Below are 20,078 nucleotides of genomic sequence, written 5' to 3' on the forward strand. Positions count from 1 at the left end.
ATGTTCACGACAAAAGACATCGACCGGCACGACACCGATATCCTCATCCTCGGCACCGGGGGCGCGGGCATGTTTGCCGCGCTCCACGCGATGCAGACCGCGCCCGAGGGCACCAAGGTGACCATCGCGGTCAAGGGCCTGATCGGCAAATGTGGCTGCACGCGGATGGTGCAGGGCGGTTACAACGTGGCGCTGGGTCATGGCGATTCCGTCGAGCGGCATTTCATGGACACGATCGAAGGCGGCAAATGGCTGCCCAATCAGGACATGGCGTGGCGGCTCTGCGAACAGTCGGTGGTGCGCATCCGTGAGCTGGAGAACGAGATCGGCTGTTTCTTCGACCGCAACGGCGACGGGTCGTTGCACCAGAAGGCCTTTGCCGGGCAGACCGCGGACCGGACCGTTCACAAGGGCGACCTGACCGGCATCGAGATCATCAACCGGCTGATGGAGCAGGTTCTGTCCCGCCCGGTGGAAAAGTTGCAGGAACACCGCGCGATCGGCCTGATCCCGACGAAGGACGGATCGGCCTTGGCCGGTGTACTAATGATCGACATGCGGACGGGCAAGTTCCGATTTGTGCGCGCCAAGACGGTGCTGATGGCAACGGGCGGCGGCCCGACCATGTACAAGTACCACACACCCTCGGGCGACAAGACGATGGACGGGCTGGCCATGGCCATGCGCGTCGGCCTGCCGCTGCGCGACATGGAGATGGTGCAGTTCCATCCGACGGGATTGCTTGCGGGTGATCACACGCGGATGACCGGCACGGTCCTCGAGGAAGGTTTGCGCGGGGCGGGTGGTCAGTTGGTGAACCATTCCGGCCAGCGCTTCATGTTCGACTACGACGCGAAGGGCGAACGCGCCACCCGCGACGTGGTGAGCCGCGGCATCTATTCCGAGATGCGCAAGAACAACAATCCGGAACAGCAGGGCGTGTTCATCTCGATGTCCCATCTTGGGCCGGATTTTGTACGCGAAAAGTTCAAGGGCATGGTCAAGCGCTGTTCTGACAGCGGGTTCGATCTGGCCGCGGGCAAGGTCGAGGTGGTGCCGACGGCGCATTATTTCATGGGCGGTGTCGTGGTCGATGTGGACACGCGCACGGCGATGGAAGGCTTGTATGTCGCCGGGGAGGACGCGGGCGGCGCACATGGGTCGAACCGTCTGGGCGGCAATGGTGTCGCCAATTCTACCGTCTATGGCGGTATCGCGGGCGACGTGATGGGCACCGACATTCGCAGCATGGGCGCGCTGCGCGACCCCGACGAGGCGGTGCTTGAGGCCGAACTGGCGCGCGCTTGCCATCCTTTGACGCGCAAGCCGGCGTTGGTTCTGCCGCTGCGCAAGCAGTTGCAGGAGGCGATGTGGGACGAGGTCGGCGTGATGCGCACCGAGGCCGGGCTGAAACGCGGGCTGACGCGGATTTCCGAAATCTCGGACGCGCTGGGCGATGTCGGCGTTGCGGCGGACAACTTGGCCTTCAACCTGACATGGCACGACTGGCTGAACCTGCGGTCGCTCTGTGATATCTCCGAGGTCATCACCAAGGCGGCACTCGCGCGGGACAATTCGCGCGGCGCGCATTACCGCGAGGATTTCCCCGACGCGGGCGCAATGGAGGACAGTTATTTCACCATCGCCCGTCAGGTGGACGGCGCGGTCGAGGTGGGGCGCGAGGACGTGCAGTTCACCATCGTGCGCCCGGGTGAAACCGTGCTTCCCGACGGGGAGCCAGAGACATTGGTGGCCGCGCAATGATCCCGATAGACCTGATCCAGAAAACTGCTGAGTCCCTGATGGACAAGGCCGCCATCGAGATCCCCGAGGATTACCTCGACGGTCTGCAAAAGGCCGCCGAGACAGAGGACGGGGATCTGTCGTCCTTCGTGCTCAAGGCGATGCTCGACAATTACGAAGCCGCCAAGGAAGACCGCCGCGCGATGTGCGGCGACACCGGTGTGCCACGTTGGTTCGTGAAGCTGGGCAATGACGCAACAGTCGAAGGCGGCATGTGTGCGTTGGAAACCGCGCTGCGGCGGGCCACGGCAATTGCCACCAACGGCGTGCCGCTGCGGCCCAACCGGGTGCATCCGCTGTGGCGGACGGATCACAACAACAACGTAGGGATCGGCGCGCCCGAGATCGAATACGGGTTCGAGCCGGAGGGCGACTGGATCGACCTGATCACGGTGCACAAGGGTGGGCTCTTCGGCACAGATTACCGGATGCTGTTTCCCAGCGATGGCGTCCAGGGGATCAAGCGCTTCTACCTCGACAGCCTGATGGCCTTCGGCAAACGCGGTCTGGCCTGCCAGCCGGCGATCATCGGGATCGGGCTGGGCGGGTCGAAAGACATCTGCATGACGCTGGGCAAGCGCGCGTCGGTGCTGCGCATTGTGGGCAGTCGCAATTCCGATCCCCGCATCGCCGAGATGGAGGACGAGTTCAAGGAGCTTGGCAATTCCATCGGCATGGGCGCGATGGGTTTTGTCGGCAAGAACATGGTGATCGATTGCAACATCGAAGTGGGCTATTGCCACACCGGCGGGATGCCCATGTCGGTGCACGCCTTCTGCCTGTCCTCGCGCCGGGCCGTGGCGCGGATCTATCCTGACGGGCGGGTCGAGCACCGCACCGATCCGGATTGGTTCACGCCGTACCAACGTCGCGAGACCGTGGAGTGGGAACCGATGCAGGAAGCGGCGGAATGACACGCGATGGCCCTCTGACGGGTGTTCGGATCCTTGATCTGACCCATGTTCTGGCCGGGCCGTATGCGACGGGACAACTGGCCCTGATGGGGGCCGATGTGATCCGGGTGGAACGCCCGAACAACGACGATTTCGTCCGGCGTCACGGTGGCACGCATGCCATGAAGGACGCCGGGCTGGGTGCATCCTTCCTCAGCCAGAACAGTGGCAAGCGATCCATCGTGCTCGACCTCAAGGACCCGGAACAACGCGGGCAGCTTCTTGAACTGGCCAAGACCGCCGATGTGATGGTCGAGAATTTCCGCCCCGGCGTGGTTGACCGGCTGGGTGTCGGATTCGACGACATCCGGAGCATGCGGCCGGACATCATCTATGCCAGCCTGAATGGCTATGGCGCAGAGGGGCCTCTGTCTGACCGCCCCGCCTATGACCACATCCTTCAGGGGATCAGCGGGCTGATGGCGATGACAGGCGATCCGGGCAGCGGGCCGATGCGGGTGGGCCTGCCGATCGTGGATTACGTGGCAGGCCAGGCGCTTGTGGCGGCGCTGCTCGGGGCGTTGCTTCAGAAAGCACGTAGACCGGGCGAGGCGCAGAGGCTGTCGGTGTCGATGCTCGATGCCATGACCACGTTCATGGGGGCCTATGCCATCCATCACGAAACAACCGGTCAATTGCGCGGGCTGGAAGGCAATCGCGCTTTTGCCGATACACCCTTTTCAGGCCGGTTCGACACCGCAGAGGGATCATTGGTGATCACCGCAAACACACCCGCGCAGGCGAAGCGCCTTTGCGCGGCGCTTGGTCAGGCTGATCTGGCAGACGACACGGACGACACCCGGATCGCCACAACGCTTCGGACGGTCTTTCTCACCGATGATGCGCAGGCGTGGGAGGACAAGCTGTCCGCCGCCAATGTGCCCGCTGCCAAGATACGCACGCTGGCCGAGGTTCTGGACCATCCCCAGATGACCAACAGCCGAGCGTGGTTGCCATTGGAGGTGCCGCAGCTCGGCATCACCGTCCGTGCGCCAAGCCTGCCGTTCAGTGCGCCGTGGAGCCCGGACCGACTTGAACCGGTGCCTGCGTTCGGCCAACACACGGCCGAGATCGTCGCCAATTCGCTTGAAAAGGTCATGCCATGAAACCGCGCGAAATCCGATTGTCGACAACCCCGACACCCGAGGCGATTGCCGAGTTGCGGCTGGGCGACATCGTCTATCTTGACGGGTTGATGTATACGGCCCGCGAAGGGGTCTATATGCGCGCGCTCGAAGAGCAGGCGAATATCCCGATGGAGCTGCCGTCGCAGAGTGCGGCCAACTTCCACTGCTCGCCCGCCGCGCGGATCAACCCCGATGGCAGTTTCGACATGGGGGCAGTGACCGCCACGGCGTCGTTCCGCTTTGCAAAATGGCTGCCGGAATGGATGGAAAAGACCGGCGCCAAGCTGATCATCGGCAAGGGGGGCATGACCTCCAAGGATTACAAATCCTACTTCGTGCCCAATGGTGCGGTCTACCTGTCCACCGTCGGCTACGGAACCGGCGCGCTTCTGGGGCGCGGAGTCGAGAATGTCGAAGCGGTGCATTGGAACGAGGAACTGGGTCTTGCGCAGGCGATGTGGGTCATTCGTTGCCGCAAGATGGGGCCGTTCATCGTGGCCTCGGACCTGAACGGTGATTGCCTGTTCGAACGGGAGAATGCCAAGATCGCAAAGAACATTGCGCGGGTGTATGAAGGCACGAAACCTGCCGTGCTCAAGCGCTACGGCGAAAGTGACGACCGCTCTGACGAGGTGATATGACCCAAAACCCATTTGCGCCCGGCGCGAAACGTCCGTCCGTCACGGAAGGCGTGTTCTCGCGCGAGGAAGTGGCTCTGGCCAACCGCAATTCCGGCGCGCTGCTGGAGACGCTGGGGTTGGAGATCACCCCCACGGGCACGCATTACCTGCTGAACCATTTCGATGTCCCGGTGCTGGACGAGGCCGCGCATGTGCTGTCCTTCGAGGGCGCGTTCGATGCGCCGTTCCGCCTGACGATGGACGAGATCCGCGCGCTGCCTGAAATGACACGTCCGGTGACTTTGGAATGCGCGGGCAATGGGCGAGCTGGGGTCAGCCCGCGCTGCTTCTCGATGCCGTGGATGTACGAGGCAGTGGGCACGTCGAAATGGGCGGGTACACCGCTTGCGCCGCTGCTGGAACGCGCGCAGCCACGCTCGGGCGTGCAGGATTTCGCATTCCTTGGAGCGGATTTCGGCTTTGACAAAGGTCAGCCGCATTACTTTGGACGTAGCCTCACGCCGGATCAGATCGCGGATCTGGACGTGATGCTGGTCTGGGGCATGAACGGTCAGCCGCTCTTGCCGCAGCACGGGGCGCCTTTGCGGATCATCGTGCCCGGTTGGTACGGCATGGCGTCGGTCAAGTGGTTGACGACGATCACGGCGCTGACCGAGCGGTATCAGGGCTTTCAACAGGTTCAGACCTACCGCCTGCGAAAAAACGAGGACGATCCCGGCACGCCGGTCACCACGATCCGGGTGAAATCGCTGATGAAGCCTCCCGGTGTGCCCGATTGGGTGACGCGGCAGCGCTGGTTGCAGGCCGGGCGCGTGACGCTCGAGGGTCGGGCGTGGTCCGGCGGCGGGGTGCCGATCACCAAGGTCGAGGTGCGCTTGGGCGACACATGGCAGGACGCCGAACTGACTGGCCGCCCCGACACCTATGCCTGGACCGGCTGGCGCATCGACTGGGATGCAACACCCGGAGTTTTCGATCTGGCCTGCCGCGCGACCGATGCAAACGGCAACACGCAACCACTGGAGGCGCCCTTCGACATGGCAGGATTTGCGAACAATTCGGTGCACCGCGTGCGGGTCCATGTGGCCGAGGCCGCGACATGACGCGCGGCGCCGATGTGGTGATGCAGACCCTTGCGGCGCATGGGGTCCGGGACATCTTCGCGCTCTCGGGCAACCAGATCATGCCGCTCTTCGATGCGAGCCTCGATGCGGGGATCCGGTTGTACCATACACGCCACGAGGCGGCGACGGTCTACATGGCCGAAGGCTATGCGCAGCTGTCGCGTGGGCTTGGCGTGGCGTTGGTGACCGCTGGGGCTGGGCTTGGCAATGCGTTGGGGCCGCTGCTGACGGCGCGGGCGTCGGACAGTCCGGTTCTGCTGCTGAGTGGCGACAGCCCGGTGGCGCGCGACGGGCAGGGCGCGTTCCAGGAAATGGATCAGGTCGCGCTCACGCAGTCTTTGACCAAGTGGTCTGTGCGGGTCACACGAGCTGCCGATCTGGCCGAGGTGATCGACAAGGCGGTTCATGTGGCGATGCAGGGCCGACCCGGCCCCGTGCATGTGTCCCTGCCTGCCGATATCCTGATGGCCGAGGCCGCCCCCGCAACGGCGACGAAAGCGGTGCAGCCTGATCCGGTCAATGTCGCTGATCTGCGCGATTGGATCGACGCGGCGCAGCGTCCGATTGTGGTGCTGGGTCCAGCCCTCAACACCACCCGGCAGCCGGGACTGGCAGCTCGGCTGGAGCAGGCGACAGGTGCTCCTGTCGTGGTGATGGAAAGCCCGCGCGGGTTGAACGATCCGTCGCTGGGCGCTGTGGCGCAGGTTTTTGGCGAGGCGGACCGCGTGGTGTTGCTGGGCAAGCCGCTGGACTTTACCCTCCAATTCGGCGCGGCTGCCCCCAAGGCGGGATGGGCCGTGGTCCATGCCGATCCGGTCGAGCTGTCCCGTGCGCGCATCAACTGCGCCGAACGCCTGACCCGCAGCGTCGAGGCTGATCCGAATGACGTGGCAAGGGGATTGTCACTGGGTACTCCGCCGCCCCGTGTGGGCGACTGGGCAGACAGGGTGCGCGCTGCTTGCGCGCGCCGCAGCATGACCAGTGACGAAACCGCGTTGACCTCCAACACTTTATGCTCTGCCGTTCATGTAGTGCTGCAAGAGGCGGACACGCCGGTTCTGGTCTGTGATGGCGGTGAGTTCGGGCAATGGGCGCAGGCGAATGTGTCTGCCCCGCGCCGGATCATCAACGGCGTGTCGGGCGCCATTGGCGGCGGGTTGTGCTACGCGATGGCAGCCCGTGCGGCCGATCCGACAGCCACCGTGGTTGCGTTGATGGGCGATGGCACGGTCGGCTTTCACCTGGGCGAGTTCGAAACTGCCGTGCGGGAAAATCTGCCCTTCGTGGCGGTGATCGGCAATGACCTGCGTTGGAACGCGGAACACCAGATCCAGATCCGCGAGTTCGGAGAGGACCGGGTGCATGGCTGCGGCCTGAGTGGCGCGCGTTATGACGAAGTGGTGACCGCGCTGGGCGGTTTTGGGGTCTACGTGACCGAGCTTGACGCGGTGCCCGATGCCCTGCGGCGTGCCATCGCATCGGGCAAACCGGCTTGCATCAACGTGCGGATCGACGGCACACCGGCTCCGGTGGTGAAATGACGCGCTAAATCCCGTGCGCCGCCATCACGGCCAATGTCGCCGGGCGGTGCAGCATCGCGTCGTGATGGGCCTGCAGCTTGGGGTAATCCGACAGGTCCACACCGGCCTTGGCCATCCAGCGCGGCATCAGGAACAGGTAGGCGTCGCAGAACGTGTAGCGATCGCCCATTGCCCACGGCCCCTTGATATGATGGGTTTCGACGATCCGCGCGCAGTCTGCCAGATTGCTGGCGACCTTGGCCTTCATCGCCTCATGCGCGTCGGCGCTGTCGGCCCAGCGTGCACCGCGTTGCAGATGGGCGAAAGCGACGTGCACGGTGGCACAGAGATAGGCGCAAAGCGCATCGGCCTCGGCACGTTCGAACGGTGTGTCGGGCAGCATCTGCGCCTGCGGGTGGATCGCGGCGATATAGGTCAGGATGGCGGGGTTTTCCGTGATCACGCCGTTCGGTGTCATCAACGCGGGCACGCGGGCCTTGGGATTGATGTCGAGATAGGCCGCTTCGGTATTGGCTCCCTTGGCGATCGGCACCTCGTGGACGGCGTATTCTGCGCCGACCTCTTCAAGAAGGACATGCGGCGCAAGGGCGGATGATCCCTTGGCATAATAGAGTGTCAGCACGGGTTTTCCTCCGGTAAGGTGCGATGATCATAAAAGCGCGGGGATCAGGATTCCAAGCCCCAGCAGCAGCGACAGCCCGATCAGCAGCCGTCTGAAGATATTGTCCGAGATGCGTTGAAAGACGGCAATACCGATCTGTGCCGCGATCAAAGATGTGGGCAGCGCGATCAGGAAGGCGGTGATCGTCGGCGCGGTATAGGCGCCGCGCCACCAGAGCATCACGGTGGTGGTGAGCAGCACGCTCACGTTGAAGGGTTGCAACACGGCGCGGGTTTCGGCCTTGGGCCAGGGTCGCATCGAACACCAGATCACCGGCAGCGCGCCCGACAATGACGCCATCCCGCCCAGCACGCCGCCGGTCAGACCGATCAGCGAATCAAGCACCGGCGTGCGGCGTTCGAACTTGGGCAGGTTGGCGCGAAAGCTGAAGAACCCGCCATAGACCAGCAGCAGCACGCCGATCACCAGCTTGAGCGTGTCCGCGTCGATGAAGCTGAGCAGAGAAATGCCCACTGGAACACCAAGCAGGCCGGGGATGATGAACCGCATCAGCCGCGCCACGTTCTGCGTCATCGCAACCCTGACCACCCAGAGCCCTTGCACCCCGGTGACCACAGACATCAGCGCGACAATCGCCACCGCGCCCACGGGATCGAGCGCGACCAGAAAGAATCCCAGCGCAAAAAGCGCGGTTCCGGTCCCGGCCAGCCCGTTGATGAACCCCCCGGCAAAGGCGCCAAGGGTGATGAAGACAATCGCCTCGATACTCATGAGACTTGTGTCGCTTCGGCATTGGGCGGCTGTTCCGGTGGATGATTCTGAACCGCGCGCAGCATCGCGGCGTGGATTTCCTCGATCACCCGCAGCTTGGGATGTTCCTTGCGATAGGCCAGCCCGAGGATGCGCGACGGGGGCGTCGGCCCAAGCGCCACGTGGTTGAGCGGAATGGCAAAGGGACGGGTCACGCAAGGGCGCGGCACGATCGAGACACCCAGATTGGCATGGACCATGCTTGAAATCGCCTCAAGGCTTTCAAGCTCCATCGCCTCGCTGACGCGGATGCCGTTTTCCTGCAACCAGGTCTCGATCACCGTGCCGACCACCGCATCGCGGTTGAACCGGATGAAGGGCTGGGTTTCGAGAATGCGGACAGGATCGGTTTCGGTGACCTCGGACCCGGTGATAAGATGCAGCGGTTCCTCCGCGATCTGCAGAAAGACAAGGCCCAGCGGCAACAGCACGGGCTTGGTCACTATGGCGACATCGTAATGGCCGCGGTCCAGGCCCGACAGAAGTGCGGCGGTCAGGGCAGGGGTGATCCGCACCCGCAATTCGGGAAACCGTGCGCGCAGGATCGACATGGACAGCGGTGCCAGCCCGATCAGCGTGGTCGGCACTGCACCCAGAACCACATCTCCTGTCAGTCCGTCATCGCCCAGTACCGAAGAAACAAGCGTGTCGTAATCCTGCACCAGCGTGCGGGCACGGGCGACCACGGCCCGGCCCAGTGGCGTGAGTTCGGGGGTCCGGTGGCTGCGGTCGAAGAGCGGAATGCCAAGGTCGGTTTCCAGCGTGCGCATCTGCTGGCTGACCGCGGCATGGGTGATGAACACCGCATCCGCAGCCGCGCTGAAGGTCTTGTGGTCGGCCACGGCGACCAGTGTTTTGAGCAACCTGATGGACATTCGCGTGTTTGTGTTTGCTTTGCTTACAGAACTTGTAATTTTTTATTTCTTCGTCAAAGCTCTACTTAAGGTTAACGTAAGTCAAGAGCCCGCAACAGGGCCTGAACTTCAATTTGGGAGGAGACTATGAAACTACGGACTCTAGGGTCGGCATTGGCGCTCGGGGTGGGCCTCATTGCTGGAACGGCGATGGCGGAATACCCTGAACGCCCGATCAACATGATCATTCCGTACGGTGCCGGTGGCGCCACGGACATTTCCGCACGCACCATTGCCGAGGCACTGGGCACCGCTGCGGGCAAGCCGCTGATCATGGCCAACGTCACCGGGGCAGGCGGCGCGACCGGATCGGTTGCCGTGCAGAACGCCAAGCCCGATGGTTACACGATGCTGTTCGCGCGTGTCGGATCGCATTCGGTCAACCCGGCGATGAAGGCAACCTTGCCCTACACGCTGGATGATTTCCGCTTTGTCACGGTCTACGAGATCAACCCCGTGGCCTGCGCGGTGCGCCCGGACAGCGGCATCGAATCGATGGATGACCTTGTCGCCAAGGTGGCCGAAGGGGGCGTCAGCTACAGCTCCTCCGGTGTCGGATCGCTGCTGCACCTTGCCGGTGCGATGGTGCTCAAGGAATTCGGCGTCGAGGACCCTCTGAACGCTGCCACGCATATTCCCCAGAAGGGGGGCGGTGAAGCAGCTACAGCGGTTCTGAACGGTACGGTGACGTTTATCTGCACCAACACATCCGCTTTGGCGAATTTCGTGGCGAACAATCAGCTCAAGCCGATTTTGGTCACCACCGAAGAGCCGGTTGTCGGCTTCGATGCACCGACGGCAAACGATCTGGGCAAGCCGCGCCTGAATGCGCTGGTCGGCTGGACAGGCATCGCCGGTCCCGCAGGTCTGCCGGATGATGTCAGCGCCAAGTGGGGCGACTGGATCGTCGAGGCCGCACAGGACGCCAAGTTCTCGGATACGATGGCATCCATGGGTTCGGTCATCGATGTGATGAGTCCCGAAGAGGCCATCGACTTCATCAACGGTCAGTACGCGGTGTTCAAGGCACTGGTCGACGAGTTGGGGATGCGGATCGAGGGCTAAGACCCTGATCCGATGACCCAGACCTAGCTTACGCCGGGGCCCTTTGGCCTCGGCGTTTCCACCTGCGGAGCCCCCTTGCCCATGTCCCAGAAATCGCTGCACCTGCGCCTGGGGATCGTTGCATCCCTGTTCGCGCTGTTTCTCATGTTCTACGCCATTCCAAACTACGTCTTTGCCCCGTCCAACGTCCGCAACATCATCCTGTCGCCAAAGTTCTGGCCCTATGTTCTGGCTGGGTTCACCGCGTTCATCGGGCTGGCCTTGCTGTTCAACGCGGTCACCTCGGCGACGGACACCCCGTTCGAGGATGAGGAAACCGGTCATCCCGAAGGTTCGGCACCTTGGATGCGGCTTGGCGCGTTGGGTGCGATCATGCTGCTGGTCATGTTCGGCCTGCCACTTCTGGGCATGGTCTGGACCGCGATGCTGGCCTTTGCGGCCTGCGCCTTCCTGTTTCGCACGCGGCACCCTGTGGCCGCCGTTGTCTGCGCGGTGGTTGTGCCGCTTCTGCTTTACGCGTTCTTTGCGCATGTCGCCGGTGTGGCGATCCCGCAGGGTGAATTCGTGAGGCTGCCATGAGCCTGATGGACTCTCTCGCCGCCGGCTTTGCGCTGGTCGGAAATATCGAAGCCTTCCTGATGCTGTTCATTGGTCTGGTCGTCGGGGTCATCGCCGGGGCGATCCCCGGATTGTCCGCGACGATGGCGGTGGCGTTGACCTTGCCCTTCACCTTTGCAATGACCCCGATCAACGCGATCCTGCTTTTGCTGGGGGTCTACAAGGGCGGCATCTTTGGCGGCTCGATCCCCGCCATCCTGATCAAGACGCCGGGCACACCGGCTTCGTCTGCCACGATCCTTGACGGGCACCCGATGGCCGAGCGCGGTGAGGCGGGGCGCGCGCTGGGCATGGCGCTTTATGCGTCCTGTACTGCCGACGCGGTGTCGAATCTCGCGCTGATCCTCTTTGCAGGGTGGCTCGCGTCCTTCGCGCTCAACTTCGGCCCGCCCGAGTTCTTTGCGCTGATCCTGTTCTCGCTGACCATCATCGCGGGCGTGTCGGGCGAAAGCCTGTTGCGCGGCGCGCTGTCGGCCTTGGCAGGGCTGCTGCTGGCGACCATCGGGCTTGATCTGGTCTATGGCACCAACCGCTTCACTCTGGGCAATCCGAACATGATGGGCGGGCTGAACTTCATCGCGGTGCTGATCGGTCTCTTCGCCATCCCCGAGATCATCTCGATGGCATGGAACCCTGTGGCGCATCTGGGCAAGACCCGGGCGCTGGGAAAGTCGCGGTGCAGTTGGGCGGACTACAAGAACAGCTTCAAGAGCATCATCCGGGGCAGCATGATCGGCGTGTTCCTCGGCTCCATCCCCGGCATCGGGGCAGCGCCTGCGGCCTTCCTGAGCTATTCCGAGGCGCGGCGTACGTCCAAGAACCAGGCCAATTTCGGCAAGGGAGAGATCGAGGGGGTCGCGGCCTCCGAATCCGGCAACAACGGCGTGGCAGGCGCAACCCTGATCCCGCTGCTTGCGCTCGGTGTGCCGGGTGACGTGATCACCGCGATCATCATCGGTGCCTTCATGGTGCACGGGCTGCAACCCGGTCCGATGATGTTCATTCTCAACGTCGACATCATCTACGGGCTCTTCATCGGCCTGATCGTCAGTTCGGTCTTCCTGCTGATCGTGGGGTCGGTGGCGATCAGGGGGTTCCGGTTCGTTGCGGATGTGCCCAAGCGCATCCTGATGCCCGGCGTTCTGATCCTGTGCATCTACGGCGTCTTTGCGGTGAACAACAACATCTTCGACGTGGGTGTGATGTTCGTCATGGGCTGGGTCGGCTACATCATGATGCGCAACCGCATCCCTGCCGCACCGTTCCTGATCGCGTTCATCCTTGGCCCGCTGCTCGAGGACAATTTCCGCCAGGCGATGCTGATGTCGGGCAGCGATCCCATCATCCTGTTCCGGGGGCCGATCACGTGGTTCTTCTGGTTCCTGACATGTCTGACCGTGTTCGCCATTACCCGCAGCACGCTGCGCAAACGCGTGCCGCTCAGTTAAGATCTTCGAGGAGGCGGCCATGGCGGCGCGTCTCCTCGATCACCTGACCGAAGGTGGTCAGCCCGCGCGCTTCGAGCATCGGCAGCATCTTCACCAGCACTTCGGCCGTGGCGCGGGCATCCCCAAGCGCGGTGTGGCGCAGCTCTGCCGGGATCGAGACATTGAGGCGCTCGCAGAGCGCATCCAGCGTATGCCGCTCACTGGCCCCGAACAACACGGCGGACAACAGCACCGTATCGAGGATCGGATGATCCCAGGTGACACCCGTGTCCTTGGCCTGCCGGTGCAGGAACGCCATGTCGAAGGGCGCGTTATGCGCCACGATCACCGCGTCGCGGGAAAAGTCGTGAAACCGCTTGGCCACCGTCCGGATATCCGGCTTGCCGCGCACCATCGCGTCGGTGACCTTGTGCACCTTGGTCGACGCAGGCGGAATCGGTCGTCCCGGATCGACCAGCTGGTTGATCTGTTCACCTTCGATGATGCGTCCGTTCAGCACCCGTACAGCACCCAGCTGCACAACGTCGTCCTTGTGCGGCAGAAGCCCCGTTGTTTCCGTGTCGAACACTGAAAAGCACAGGCCCCGAAGAGGCCGGTCGAGGATGTCCATCTCGGCTGCACCGCGTTGCTGATCCAGCAGGTCGAAATCATAAACCAGCGGGCGCGGCGCATCGGGCGACAGGTCCAGCGTCTGGCTGTCGATCACCATCAGGTAGCCACCGCCGTCCATCGGCTTGAGCCGCGTGTCAAAGCTCTGTGTGCCGTCTGGCGATTGCGCGGTGAACTGCACATCCATGCCGGTCCGGCCCAATGTGCCCACCGCCGCGCCAAGGCTGCTGGGGTCGAAATACTCGGTGATCTGCGCGTTCAGGCGCGGTACGCCCAGCTGCGCCAGCACCTCTGCGGCCTGTCCGTCGTAAAGCACGATCTGACTATTCGGATTGACGAGAATTGTTGCCACCGGGATCTCGGTCAGCAGGGCCGTCAGACGGGCTTTCTCGGTGGTCAGGCGCGCGGTTTCCCGTGCGATGGCCTGTGCCGTGGTCAGGGCGGTGTCGTTCAGCTGACGGGTCACCGCCGATGCCGCCGGGGCCAGATCGCCCAGATAGCGCGCGCCCTGCATGTCCAATTCGCCCTCGACACCGGCATGGGCGCGGCTCCGCATCTGCGCGGCCAGCCGTTCGATGGGTTTGGCGACGTTCTCGTCGAACAGAAGCCAGATCGCGACCGTCAGCCCAAGGATCAGGAACGCCGCAAGGATGGCCGCAAAGGTGAATCCGTTGGCAACCGTGGTCTCGATCGCGCGGGCATGGCCGAACCACAGCGCCACGCCGACCGAGGCCAGTGCGCCAAGGCCCAGCAGGCAGAAAAACAGGAAGATGCGCAGGCGCAGGCTGAGGTTTGACAGCATGGTCTCACCCCCGGTCGCAGACGCCGGTGACGATGGGATCATCCCCGGGCGTGGAGCGCCAGACCGGATCGCCACCATCGCCCAAAGCCGGATCGGCGCGCTGGCCGGTGTCGCAATTGACCATCAGTTCCACTGCCTGAACGGTGCCCCAGCGGCGGAAGAAATAGATATCCGCCATGAAGAGCGCCGCATCCTCGGAATTGGCGCGCACATTGCCCGCATCCAGCGCGATGAAGCGGTCGGTATAGGGCACCACATAGGTCCAGGGGCGGTAAAACGCGGTATTCTCGGCGGTCTGCACCACGGTGAGCCCTTCGGGCAATGCCTGAGCCGTGCGCGAGAACCAGCTGTATTCGCTGCTGATCGTCGTGCCCAGCATCGCGGCCCCCGCCGCCACCGGGATCAGCCATTTCGGCACGCGGGCGCCCGCGATCCGGGCAACCAGCATCATCACGCCCGCCCCGGCAATGCCGGCGACAATCACCGCGATCAGTTCCAGAAACATCAATCGTCCTCCCAAACGATGCGCGTCAGCTCAGCATGCCGCGCCCGTGCCCAACTGCCGATTGCAGCGACTTTATCACCACGAAGGCATCGCGTAGATGACTTCGCTCAAAATCCGACAGGTCTGTCGGGCTTAGAAAATTGTCGGGGATGATGCCAGCACGAACCTGTGCCGCCTGATGCTCGAGCCGGGTTTCGGCGATCAGGTCATAGGCATCGCGCAGATCCTTGCCGCCGGATTTACTCAGAACCCCGGCCTCCATGGCCGCGTCAAGCCGTGCCGCCGTGTTCACCGCCGTGAGCTTGCCTTGCAGCGCGTAGATGCGCGCCAGGTCCACCACCGGCACTACGCCATTGTGCTTGAGGTCGATCATGTTCTTGTGCTCGCCCGACCGGATCGTGGCAAACCCGCGCAACAATCCCAAGGGTGGCGTGTGCTTGAGCGAGTTCGACACCATGTGCGCGACAAAGATCGAATTGGCCGACGCCTTGCGCAGGGTTGCGGTCTGCAAATCCTCGAACAGCCCCTTGGCCCCTCCGATGGGGCGCAGGTCGAACATGACGCTGGCCAGCATCTGCGCCTCGGGCGAGGGCGTCTTGATCCAGCTGGTGAAATACTCGCGCCAGACGCGTACGGGTTGCCGCCAGCGCGGGTTGGTCGCCATCATGTCGCCGGGGCAATAGACATAGCCGCAGGTGTCCAGCCCGTCGCAGACGAACCGCGCGAGGGCTTCGAAATAGGGCATGTCGGGTTCGGTCACTCTGTCATCGAGGAAGAGACAATTGTCCTGATCGCTCACGCCGGTCTGTTCCTGTCTCCCCTGAGACCCGCAAGCCAGCCAGAGATACGGCACCGGCGGCGCGCCAAACTGCTCTTCGGCCAGCGCCAGAAGACGGCGCGTCGCGGTATCCGCCACATCGGTGATCAGCCGTGTGATGACCTCGTGGCGGTTGCCGCCTGCCACAAGCTGGCCCAGCAGTTGCGGAATGCGGCGGGTGACCTGTGCCATGTCTTCGGCGCTGCCCGCATGGGCGATCTCGGACACAAGCTCGGCCGAGCTGACCGCCTGGAACCGGGTGAGGTCTGTCTGGGTGACAATGCCCACCAGCTTGCCCACCTGCGTCACCGGGATATGCCCGATGCGCCGCTCCATCATCATGTGAAGCACGTCTGACCCGATGGCCGACGGGGGCAGGGTGACCGGACCCGGCGTCATCACACGGCTGATCGGCGTGTCGAACGGCAACCCGTCGCCGACCACCTTGCCTGACAGGTCGCGGATCGTGGCGATGCCTTTCAGGGTGCCGCCCTCGGTGATGCAGATGGATGACACCCGCGCATCGCGCATCAGACGTGCCGCGCTTTGTACATCGGTGTCGGAGGGGCAAGTCAGGGGCATGGTCGCCATCAGCGACTCGACCCGCGTGGTAGCGAGGCTTGCCTTGTTCGGGCGCTCGGATCGGCTGCGGTTGAAAAAGCGCCGGAACGCCGGGTCTTCGTTCATCGCCCGGTGAAACCGCTCTGCCGGCAGGATCAGCAGCGTCGTGTCGCTCACCGCCCGCGCGGAAGTCAGGCTGGTCCCGTCGCGCAGCAACCCGCGTTCGCCAAAGGAATTGCGCGGGCCCAGAAGCGAGATCGGCACGTCATGCTCGTCGCGCACCTCGACCTCGCCGCGGTAGACCACGAAAAGCCCGTCCAGCGGGTCGTCCAGCGCATAGATCATTCCGCCTGCCGCGATCTCGCGCACGTCGAAACTGGCGATCAGGGTCTGAAGCGCTGCGGGCTCCATGGAATCGTAGGGATGGATCGCAGACAGGAACTGCATCAGGGATGTGTCGGATAGCGTCATGGCATGCCCTTTCATCCGAAGTAGAAAGTCCCGCCCCGGAAGACCGGCGCGGGACCGCGGTATCAGGGGTGCGCCGCCCAAACGGCGCCTCCTGTCGGCTTAGTGGTCCTGCGCCACGCCCGCGCCACGGGGAACACGCACGCTTTCGACCAGTTCTTCGATCTCCTGCGGGATCGCGGCTGTCATCTTGGACACGGTGAAGGCCACCGCGAAGTTGATCAGCGCTCCCACCGCGCCAAAGCTTGTCGACTTGATCGTGCCAAGCAGCGGATCGGCATCGGTAAAGCTGTTGGTGTCAGGGATAAAGAACCAACCCTTGTGCAGGAAGATGTAGATCACGGTCACGATCAGACCCGCCAGCATCCCGGCCACGGCACCGTAATTGTTCACCTTCGTAAAGATGCCCATCATCAGTGCGGGGAAGATCGACGCAGCCGCCAGGCCAAAGGCCAGCGCCACGGTTTGCGCCGCAAAGCCCGGAGGATTGAGGCCCAGATAGGTGGCCACCACGATGGCAACCGCCATGGCGATCCGCGCCGACAGAAGCTCGCCCTTTTCAGAGATACCGGGGTTCCATTGTCCCTTGATCAGGTCGTGGGACACAGCCGACGAGATCGCCAGCAGAAGACCCGCCGCTGTCGACAGGGCCGCCGCAAGGCCACCCGCCGCCACCAGACCGATCACCCAGCCCGGAAGGTTGGCAATCTCGGGATTGGCCAGAACAAGGATGTCCTGGTTGAAGTTGGTCAGCTCGTTGCCTTCCCAGCCTTCGGTCGCCGCACGCTCCTGCATGGCGGGGCTTGCATCGTTGTAATACTGGATGCGGCCGTCGCCGTTCTTGTCTTCCCAGCCCAGAAGGCCGGTCTGCTGCCAGGTCTGCATCCAGTCATAGGCCGGATCGGTCGCGATCTGCTCGACAGACACGGCTTCGCCGCTCGTGCCGTTCGGCCAGAACTGCTCGGTGATGTTCAGACGGGCCATCGCACCAACCGCAGGTGCGGTCAGGTAGAGAAGCGCGATGAAGACCAGCGCCCAGCCAGCCGACCAACGGGCATCCGCCACGCGCGGCACGGTGAAGAAGCGCATGATCACGTGCGGCAGACCGGCGGTGCCGATCATCAGCGACAGGGTGAAGAGCACCATGTTGAACGTGTCGCCGTGATGCATGGTGTATTCCCGGAAGCCAAGCTCGGCCACGATCTGGTCCAGCTTCTGGAGCAGAGGCAAGCCGCTTTCGAGATCCGTGCCGAAGAGGCCAAGGCCCGGAATCGGGTTGCCGGTCAGCTGCAACGAGATGAAGACGGCCGGGATCGTGTAGGCCATGATCAGCACGACATATTGCGCCACCTGCGTATAGGTGACGCCCTTCATGCCGCCGAACACCGCGTAGGCGAACACCACCACGGCGCCGATCAGCAGTCCTACCTCGTTCGACACTTCAAGGAAGCGGCCAAAGGCCACGCCCACACCGGTCATCTGGCCGATCACGTAGGTGATCGACGCCACCAGCAGCGAAATCACCGCCACAAGCCGTGCAGTTGGGCTGTAGAAGCGGTCGCCGATGAATTCGGACACGGTGTATTTGCCGAACTTGCGCAGGTACGGCGCCAGCAGCAGCGCCAGAAGCACGTACCCACCTGTCCAGCCCATCAGGAAGGTCGAGTTGTCGTAGCCGGTAAAGGCGATGAGACCCGCCATCGAGATGAAGGACGCCGCCGACATCCAGTCAGCGGCGGTCGCCATGCCGTTGGTGACCGGGTGCACGCCGCGACCGGCGGCGTAGAACTCCGATGTGGAGCCCGCGCGGGCCCAGATGGCGATGCCGATGTAAAGCGCAAAACTCGCGCCAACGAACAGCAGGTTGATGGTAAACTGATCCATGCTTATTCCTCCTCGACGCCGAATTCACGGTCGAGCTTGTTCATCCGCCAGGCGTAGAAGAAAATCAGCGCAAGAAAGACCAGGATCGACCCCTGCTGGGCGAACCAGAAACCAAGGTCGGTGCCGCCAACCGGAATACCTGACAGCATCGGCCGCAACAGGATGCCGAAGCCGAACGAACACAGGGCCCAGATCACCAGGCTGACTAGAATGATGCGCACATTTGCGGCCCAGTAGCCCGCGTCGGACTTCCCGGCTGCCTGCGCCTTTTGAGATGTTTGATCCGCCATCGCGGGTCCTCCTCTTCCTACGTTGACGTGCCCCGATTGCGCGGGGAAACGTATCCTGTGTGCAGCGACCGCTCAGGCGGTGGCTGTGGTGACGATCGCGCCAAGCTCCAGTGCGATGTCGTCGATGGCCCCCATCGCATCCACACGGGCAAGCGCGCCCTGTGCGTCGTAGAATGCGATAAGAGGCGCGGTCTGTGCATGATATGCATCAAGCCGGGCTGCGACCGTTTCGGCCGTGTCATCGGCGCGACGCCTGAAGTCGGTGCCCTGGCACTTGTCGCATTGGCCTTGTGTCTTCGGGGCCTTGAAGCTGTCGTGGTAGCCTTCGCCGCAGGTCCCGCAGGTGAAGCGCCCGGAAATCCGGTCGACCATCGCGGCATCGTCGACATCGAGGCTGATCGCCGCGTTGATGCGTTGCCCGTTTTCCGCAAGCAGCGTGTCCAGCGCCTCGGCCTGCACGGTTGTGCGGGGGAACCCGTCAAGGATCACACCGCGCACGCAATCCGCGTCTGTCAAACGGTCGCGCAGAATGGCGATGACGATGTCGTCGCTCACCAGATCACCGGCTTCCATGACCGCCTTGGCTTGCTTGCCTGCGTCGGTACCATTGGCCACCGCCGCGCGCAACAGGTCCCCGGTGCTGAGCTGGACAAGGCCGAACCGCTCTTCCAGCATCCGCGCCTGCGTGCCCTTGCCGGCCCCCGGAGGGCCCAGCAGGATCAGGACCGGCGCGGATGTGGGTGTTGTGCTTCCATCCATGCCGCTCACCCCTTGTTCATGCGGTTTTCGATGAGTTCATCGACGACCGAGGGGTCTGCGAGTGTGGAGGTATCGCCCAGGCTGCCGGTGTCGTTTTCGGCGATCTTGCGCAGGATGCGGCGCATGATCTTGCCGGAGCGGGTTTTTGGCAGGCCGGGGGCCCATTGGATCACGTCCGGGCTGGCGATGGGGCCGATCTCGGTGCGGACCCAGTTGCGCAGCTCCTTGGTGAGCTCGTCGCTGGGCTCCACCCCGTTCATCAGGGTGACGTAGCAATAGATGCCCTGGCCCTTGATGGCGTGCGGATAGCCGACCACGGCGGCCTCGGCGACCTTGGCATGGGCGACGAGCGCCGATTCCACCTCGGCCGTGCCCATGCGGTGGCCCGAGACGTTGATCACGTCGTCCACGCGCCCGGTGATCCAGTAATCCCCGTCGGCGTCCCGCTTGCAGCCGTCGCCCGAGAAGTAATAGCCCTTGTAGTCCGAGAAATAGGTTTTCTCGAACCGCTCGTGGTCGCCCCAGACGGTGCGCATCTGCCCCGGCCAGCTGTCCTTGATCGCCAGCACCCCCTCGGTGGGAGAGCTGTTTATCTCCGCGCCCGATTGCGGATCGAGCACCACGGGCACCACCCCGAAGAACGGCTTCATCGCAGCACCCGGCTTGGTGGCATGCGCGCCGGGCAGCGGGGTGAGCAGGTGCCCGCCGGTTTCGGTC

Annotated in this window: 19 protein-coding genes; 9 read left to right on the forward strand and 10 right to left on the reverse strand. The window is 63.5% G+C overall.

The window, feature by feature from the left end:
- From IEV82_RS18485 to IEV82_RS18510, 6 genes are read left to right on the forward strand one after another with little or no spacing between them, the layout of a single operon-like run.
- Positions 1 to 1,764 carry an L-aspartate oxidase gene (locus IEV82_RS18485; RefSeq protein ID WP_188483550.1) on the forward strand — a complete coding sequence of 588 codons (1,764 nt, stop codon included), beginning with the start codon at positions 1 to 3 and terminating at the stop codon, positions 1,762 to 1,764.
- Positions 1,761 to 2,717: a fumarate hydratase gene (locus IEV82_RS18490; RefSeq protein ID WP_188483551.1), complete on the forward strand. Its 957-nt coding sequence runs from the start codon at positions 1,761 to 1,763 to the stop codon at positions 2,715 to 2,717. Before IEV82_RS18485 ends, IEV82_RS18490 begins: the two co-directional genes overlap by 4 nt.
- Positions 2,714 to 3,862 carry a CaiB/BaiF CoA transferase family protein gene (locus tag IEV82_RS18495; protein WP_188483552.1) on the forward strand — a complete coding sequence of 383 codons (1,149 nt, stop codon included), beginning with the start codon at positions 2,714 to 2,716 and terminating at the stop codon, positions 3,860 to 3,862. Before IEV82_RS18490 ends, IEV82_RS18495 begins: the two co-directional genes overlap by 4 nt.
- On the forward strand, positions 3,859 to 4,524 hold the full coding sequence (locus IEV82_RS18500; RefSeq protein WP_188483553.1) for a fumarate hydratase C-terminal domain-containing protein: 666 nt from the start codon (positions 3,859 to 3,861) through the stop codon (positions 4,522 to 4,524). The genes IEV82_RS18495 and IEV82_RS18500 overlap by 4 nt, the downstream gene beginning before the upstream one ends.
- Positions 4,521 to 5,627: a sulfite oxidase gene (locus IEV82_RS18505; RefSeq protein ID WP_188483554.1), complete on the forward strand. Its 1,107-nt coding sequence runs from the start codon at positions 4,521 to 4,523 to the stop codon at positions 5,625 to 5,627. Before IEV82_RS18500 ends, IEV82_RS18505 begins: the two co-directional genes overlap by 4 nt.
- Positions 5,624 to 7,189 (forward strand): thiamine pyrophosphate-binding protein, encoded by a 1,566-nt coding sequence (locus IEV82_RS18510; protein WP_188483555.1) that lies wholly within the window; start codon positions 5,624 to 5,626, stop codon positions 7,187 to 7,189. Before IEV82_RS18505 ends, IEV82_RS18510 begins: the two co-directional genes overlap by 4 nt.
- Before the next feature lie 4 nt (positions 7,190 to 7,193).
- On the opposite strand, the gene IEV82_RS18515 is transcribed toward IEV82_RS18510, so the two are convergent.
- From IEV82_RS18515 to IEV82_RS18525, 3 genes are read right to left on the reverse strand one after another with little or no spacing between them, the layout of a single operon-like run.
- Positions 7,194 to 7,811, reverse strand: coding sequence for a glutathione S-transferase family protein (locus IEV82_RS18515; protein ID WP_188483556.1), 618 nt, complete (start codon positions 7,809 to 7,811; stop codon positions 7,194 to 7,196).
- Positions 7,812 to 7,838: 27 nt separating this feature from the next.
- Positions 7,839 to 8,582 (reverse strand): sulfite exporter TauE/SafE family protein, encoded by a 744-nt coding sequence (locus tag IEV82_RS18520; RefSeq protein ID WP_188483557.1) that lies wholly within the window; start codon positions 8,580 to 8,582, stop codon positions 7,839 to 7,841.
- Positions 8,579 to 9,496 (reverse strand): LysR family transcriptional regulator, encoded by a 918-nt coding sequence (locus tag IEV82_RS18525; protein WP_188483558.1) that lies wholly within the window; start codon positions 9,494 to 9,496, stop codon positions 8,579 to 8,581. Before IEV82_RS18525 ends, IEV82_RS18520 begins: the two co-directional genes overlap by 4 nt.
- A 126-nt stretch (positions 9,497 to 9,622) precedes the next feature.
- Here IEV82_RS18525 and IEV82_RS18530 point away from each other — a divergent pair, with 126 nt between their 5' ends.
- From IEV82_RS18530 to IEV82_RS18540, 3 genes are all read left to right on the forward strand, one after another.
- On the forward strand, positions 9,623 to 10,600 hold the full coding sequence (locus tag IEV82_RS18530; protein ID WP_188483559.1) for a Bug family tripartite tricarboxylate transporter substrate binding protein: 978 nt from the start codon (positions 9,623 to 9,625) through the stop codon (positions 10,598 to 10,600).
- A gap of 81 nt (positions 10,601 to 10,681) precedes the next feature.
- The gene (locus IEV82_RS18535; protein WP_188483560.1) at positions 10,682 to 11,179 is read left to right on the forward strand and encodes a tripartite tricarboxylate transporter TctB family protein; all 498 of its coding nucleotides are present in this window, start codon (positions 10,682 to 10,684) and stop codon (positions 11,177 to 11,179) included.
- Positions 11,176 to 12,666 (forward strand): tripartite tricarboxylate transporter permease, encoded by a 1,491-nt coding sequence (locus IEV82_RS18540; RefSeq protein ID WP_188483561.1) that lies wholly within the window; start codon positions 11,176 to 11,178, stop codon positions 12,664 to 12,666. The genes IEV82_RS18535 and IEV82_RS18540 overlap by 4 nt, the downstream gene beginning before the upstream one ends.
- Here the strand turns inward: IEV82_RS18540 and IEV82_RS18545 are convergent.
- The 7 genes from IEV82_RS18545 to IEV82_RS18575 all read right to left on the reverse strand — a co-directional run.
- The gene (locus IEV82_RS18545) at positions 12,659 to 14,077 is read right to left on the reverse strand and encodes a 3'-5' exonuclease (protein WP_188483562.1); all 1,419 of its coding nucleotides are present in this window, start codon (positions 14,075 to 14,077) and stop codon (positions 12,659 to 12,661) included. The two genes, IEV82_RS18540 and IEV82_RS18545, sit on opposite strands and share 8 nt — an antisense overlap.
- Before the next feature lie 4 nt (positions 14,078 to 14,081).
- Positions 14,082 to 14,582 carry a hypothetical protein gene (locus IEV82_RS18550; protein WP_188483563.1) on the reverse strand — a complete coding sequence of 167 codons (501 nt, stop codon included), beginning with the start codon at positions 14,580 to 14,582 and terminating at the stop codon, positions 14,082 to 14,084.
- Between the two features lie 25 nt (positions 14,583 to 14,607).
- Entirely contained in the window at positions 14,608 to 16,431 is a 1,824-nt protein-coding gene (locus IEV82_RS18555) for a DUF294 nucleotidyltransferase-like domain-containing protein (RefSeq protein WP_188483564.1), read from the reverse strand.
- 99 nt (positions 16,432 to 16,530) lie between these two features.
- A complete protein-coding gene (locus IEV82_RS18560) occupies positions 16,531 to 18,312 on the reverse strand; it encodes a sodium:solute symporter family protein (RefSeq protein ID WP_188483565.1) in 1,782 nt (593 codons plus the stop codon).
- 2 nt (positions 18,313 to 18,314) lie between these two features.
- Positions 18,315 to 18,602 carry a DUF4212 domain-containing protein gene (locus IEV82_RS18565; RefSeq protein ID WP_188483566.1) on the reverse strand — a complete coding sequence of 96 codons (288 nt, stop codon included), beginning with the start codon at positions 18,600 to 18,602 and terminating at the stop codon, positions 18,315 to 18,317.
- Between the two features lie 72 nt (positions 18,603 to 18,674).
- A complete protein-coding gene (locus IEV82_RS18570) occupies positions 18,675 to 19,361 on the reverse strand; it encodes an adenylate kinase (protein WP_188483567.1) in 687 nt (228 codons plus the stop codon).
- A gap of 5 nt (positions 19,362 to 19,366) precedes the next feature.
- Positions 19,367 to 20,078, reverse strand: a 712-nt coding sequence (locus IEV82_RS18575) for an AMP-binding enzyme (RefSeq protein WP_188483568.1), incomplete at its 5' end; no start/stop codon positions are given.

This window comes from Marivita lacus (genome assembly GCF_014637725.1).
Taxonomy (GTDB): domain Bacteria; phylum Pseudomonadota; class Alphaproteobacteria; order Rhodobacterales; family Rhodobacteraceae; genus Marivita; species Marivita lacus.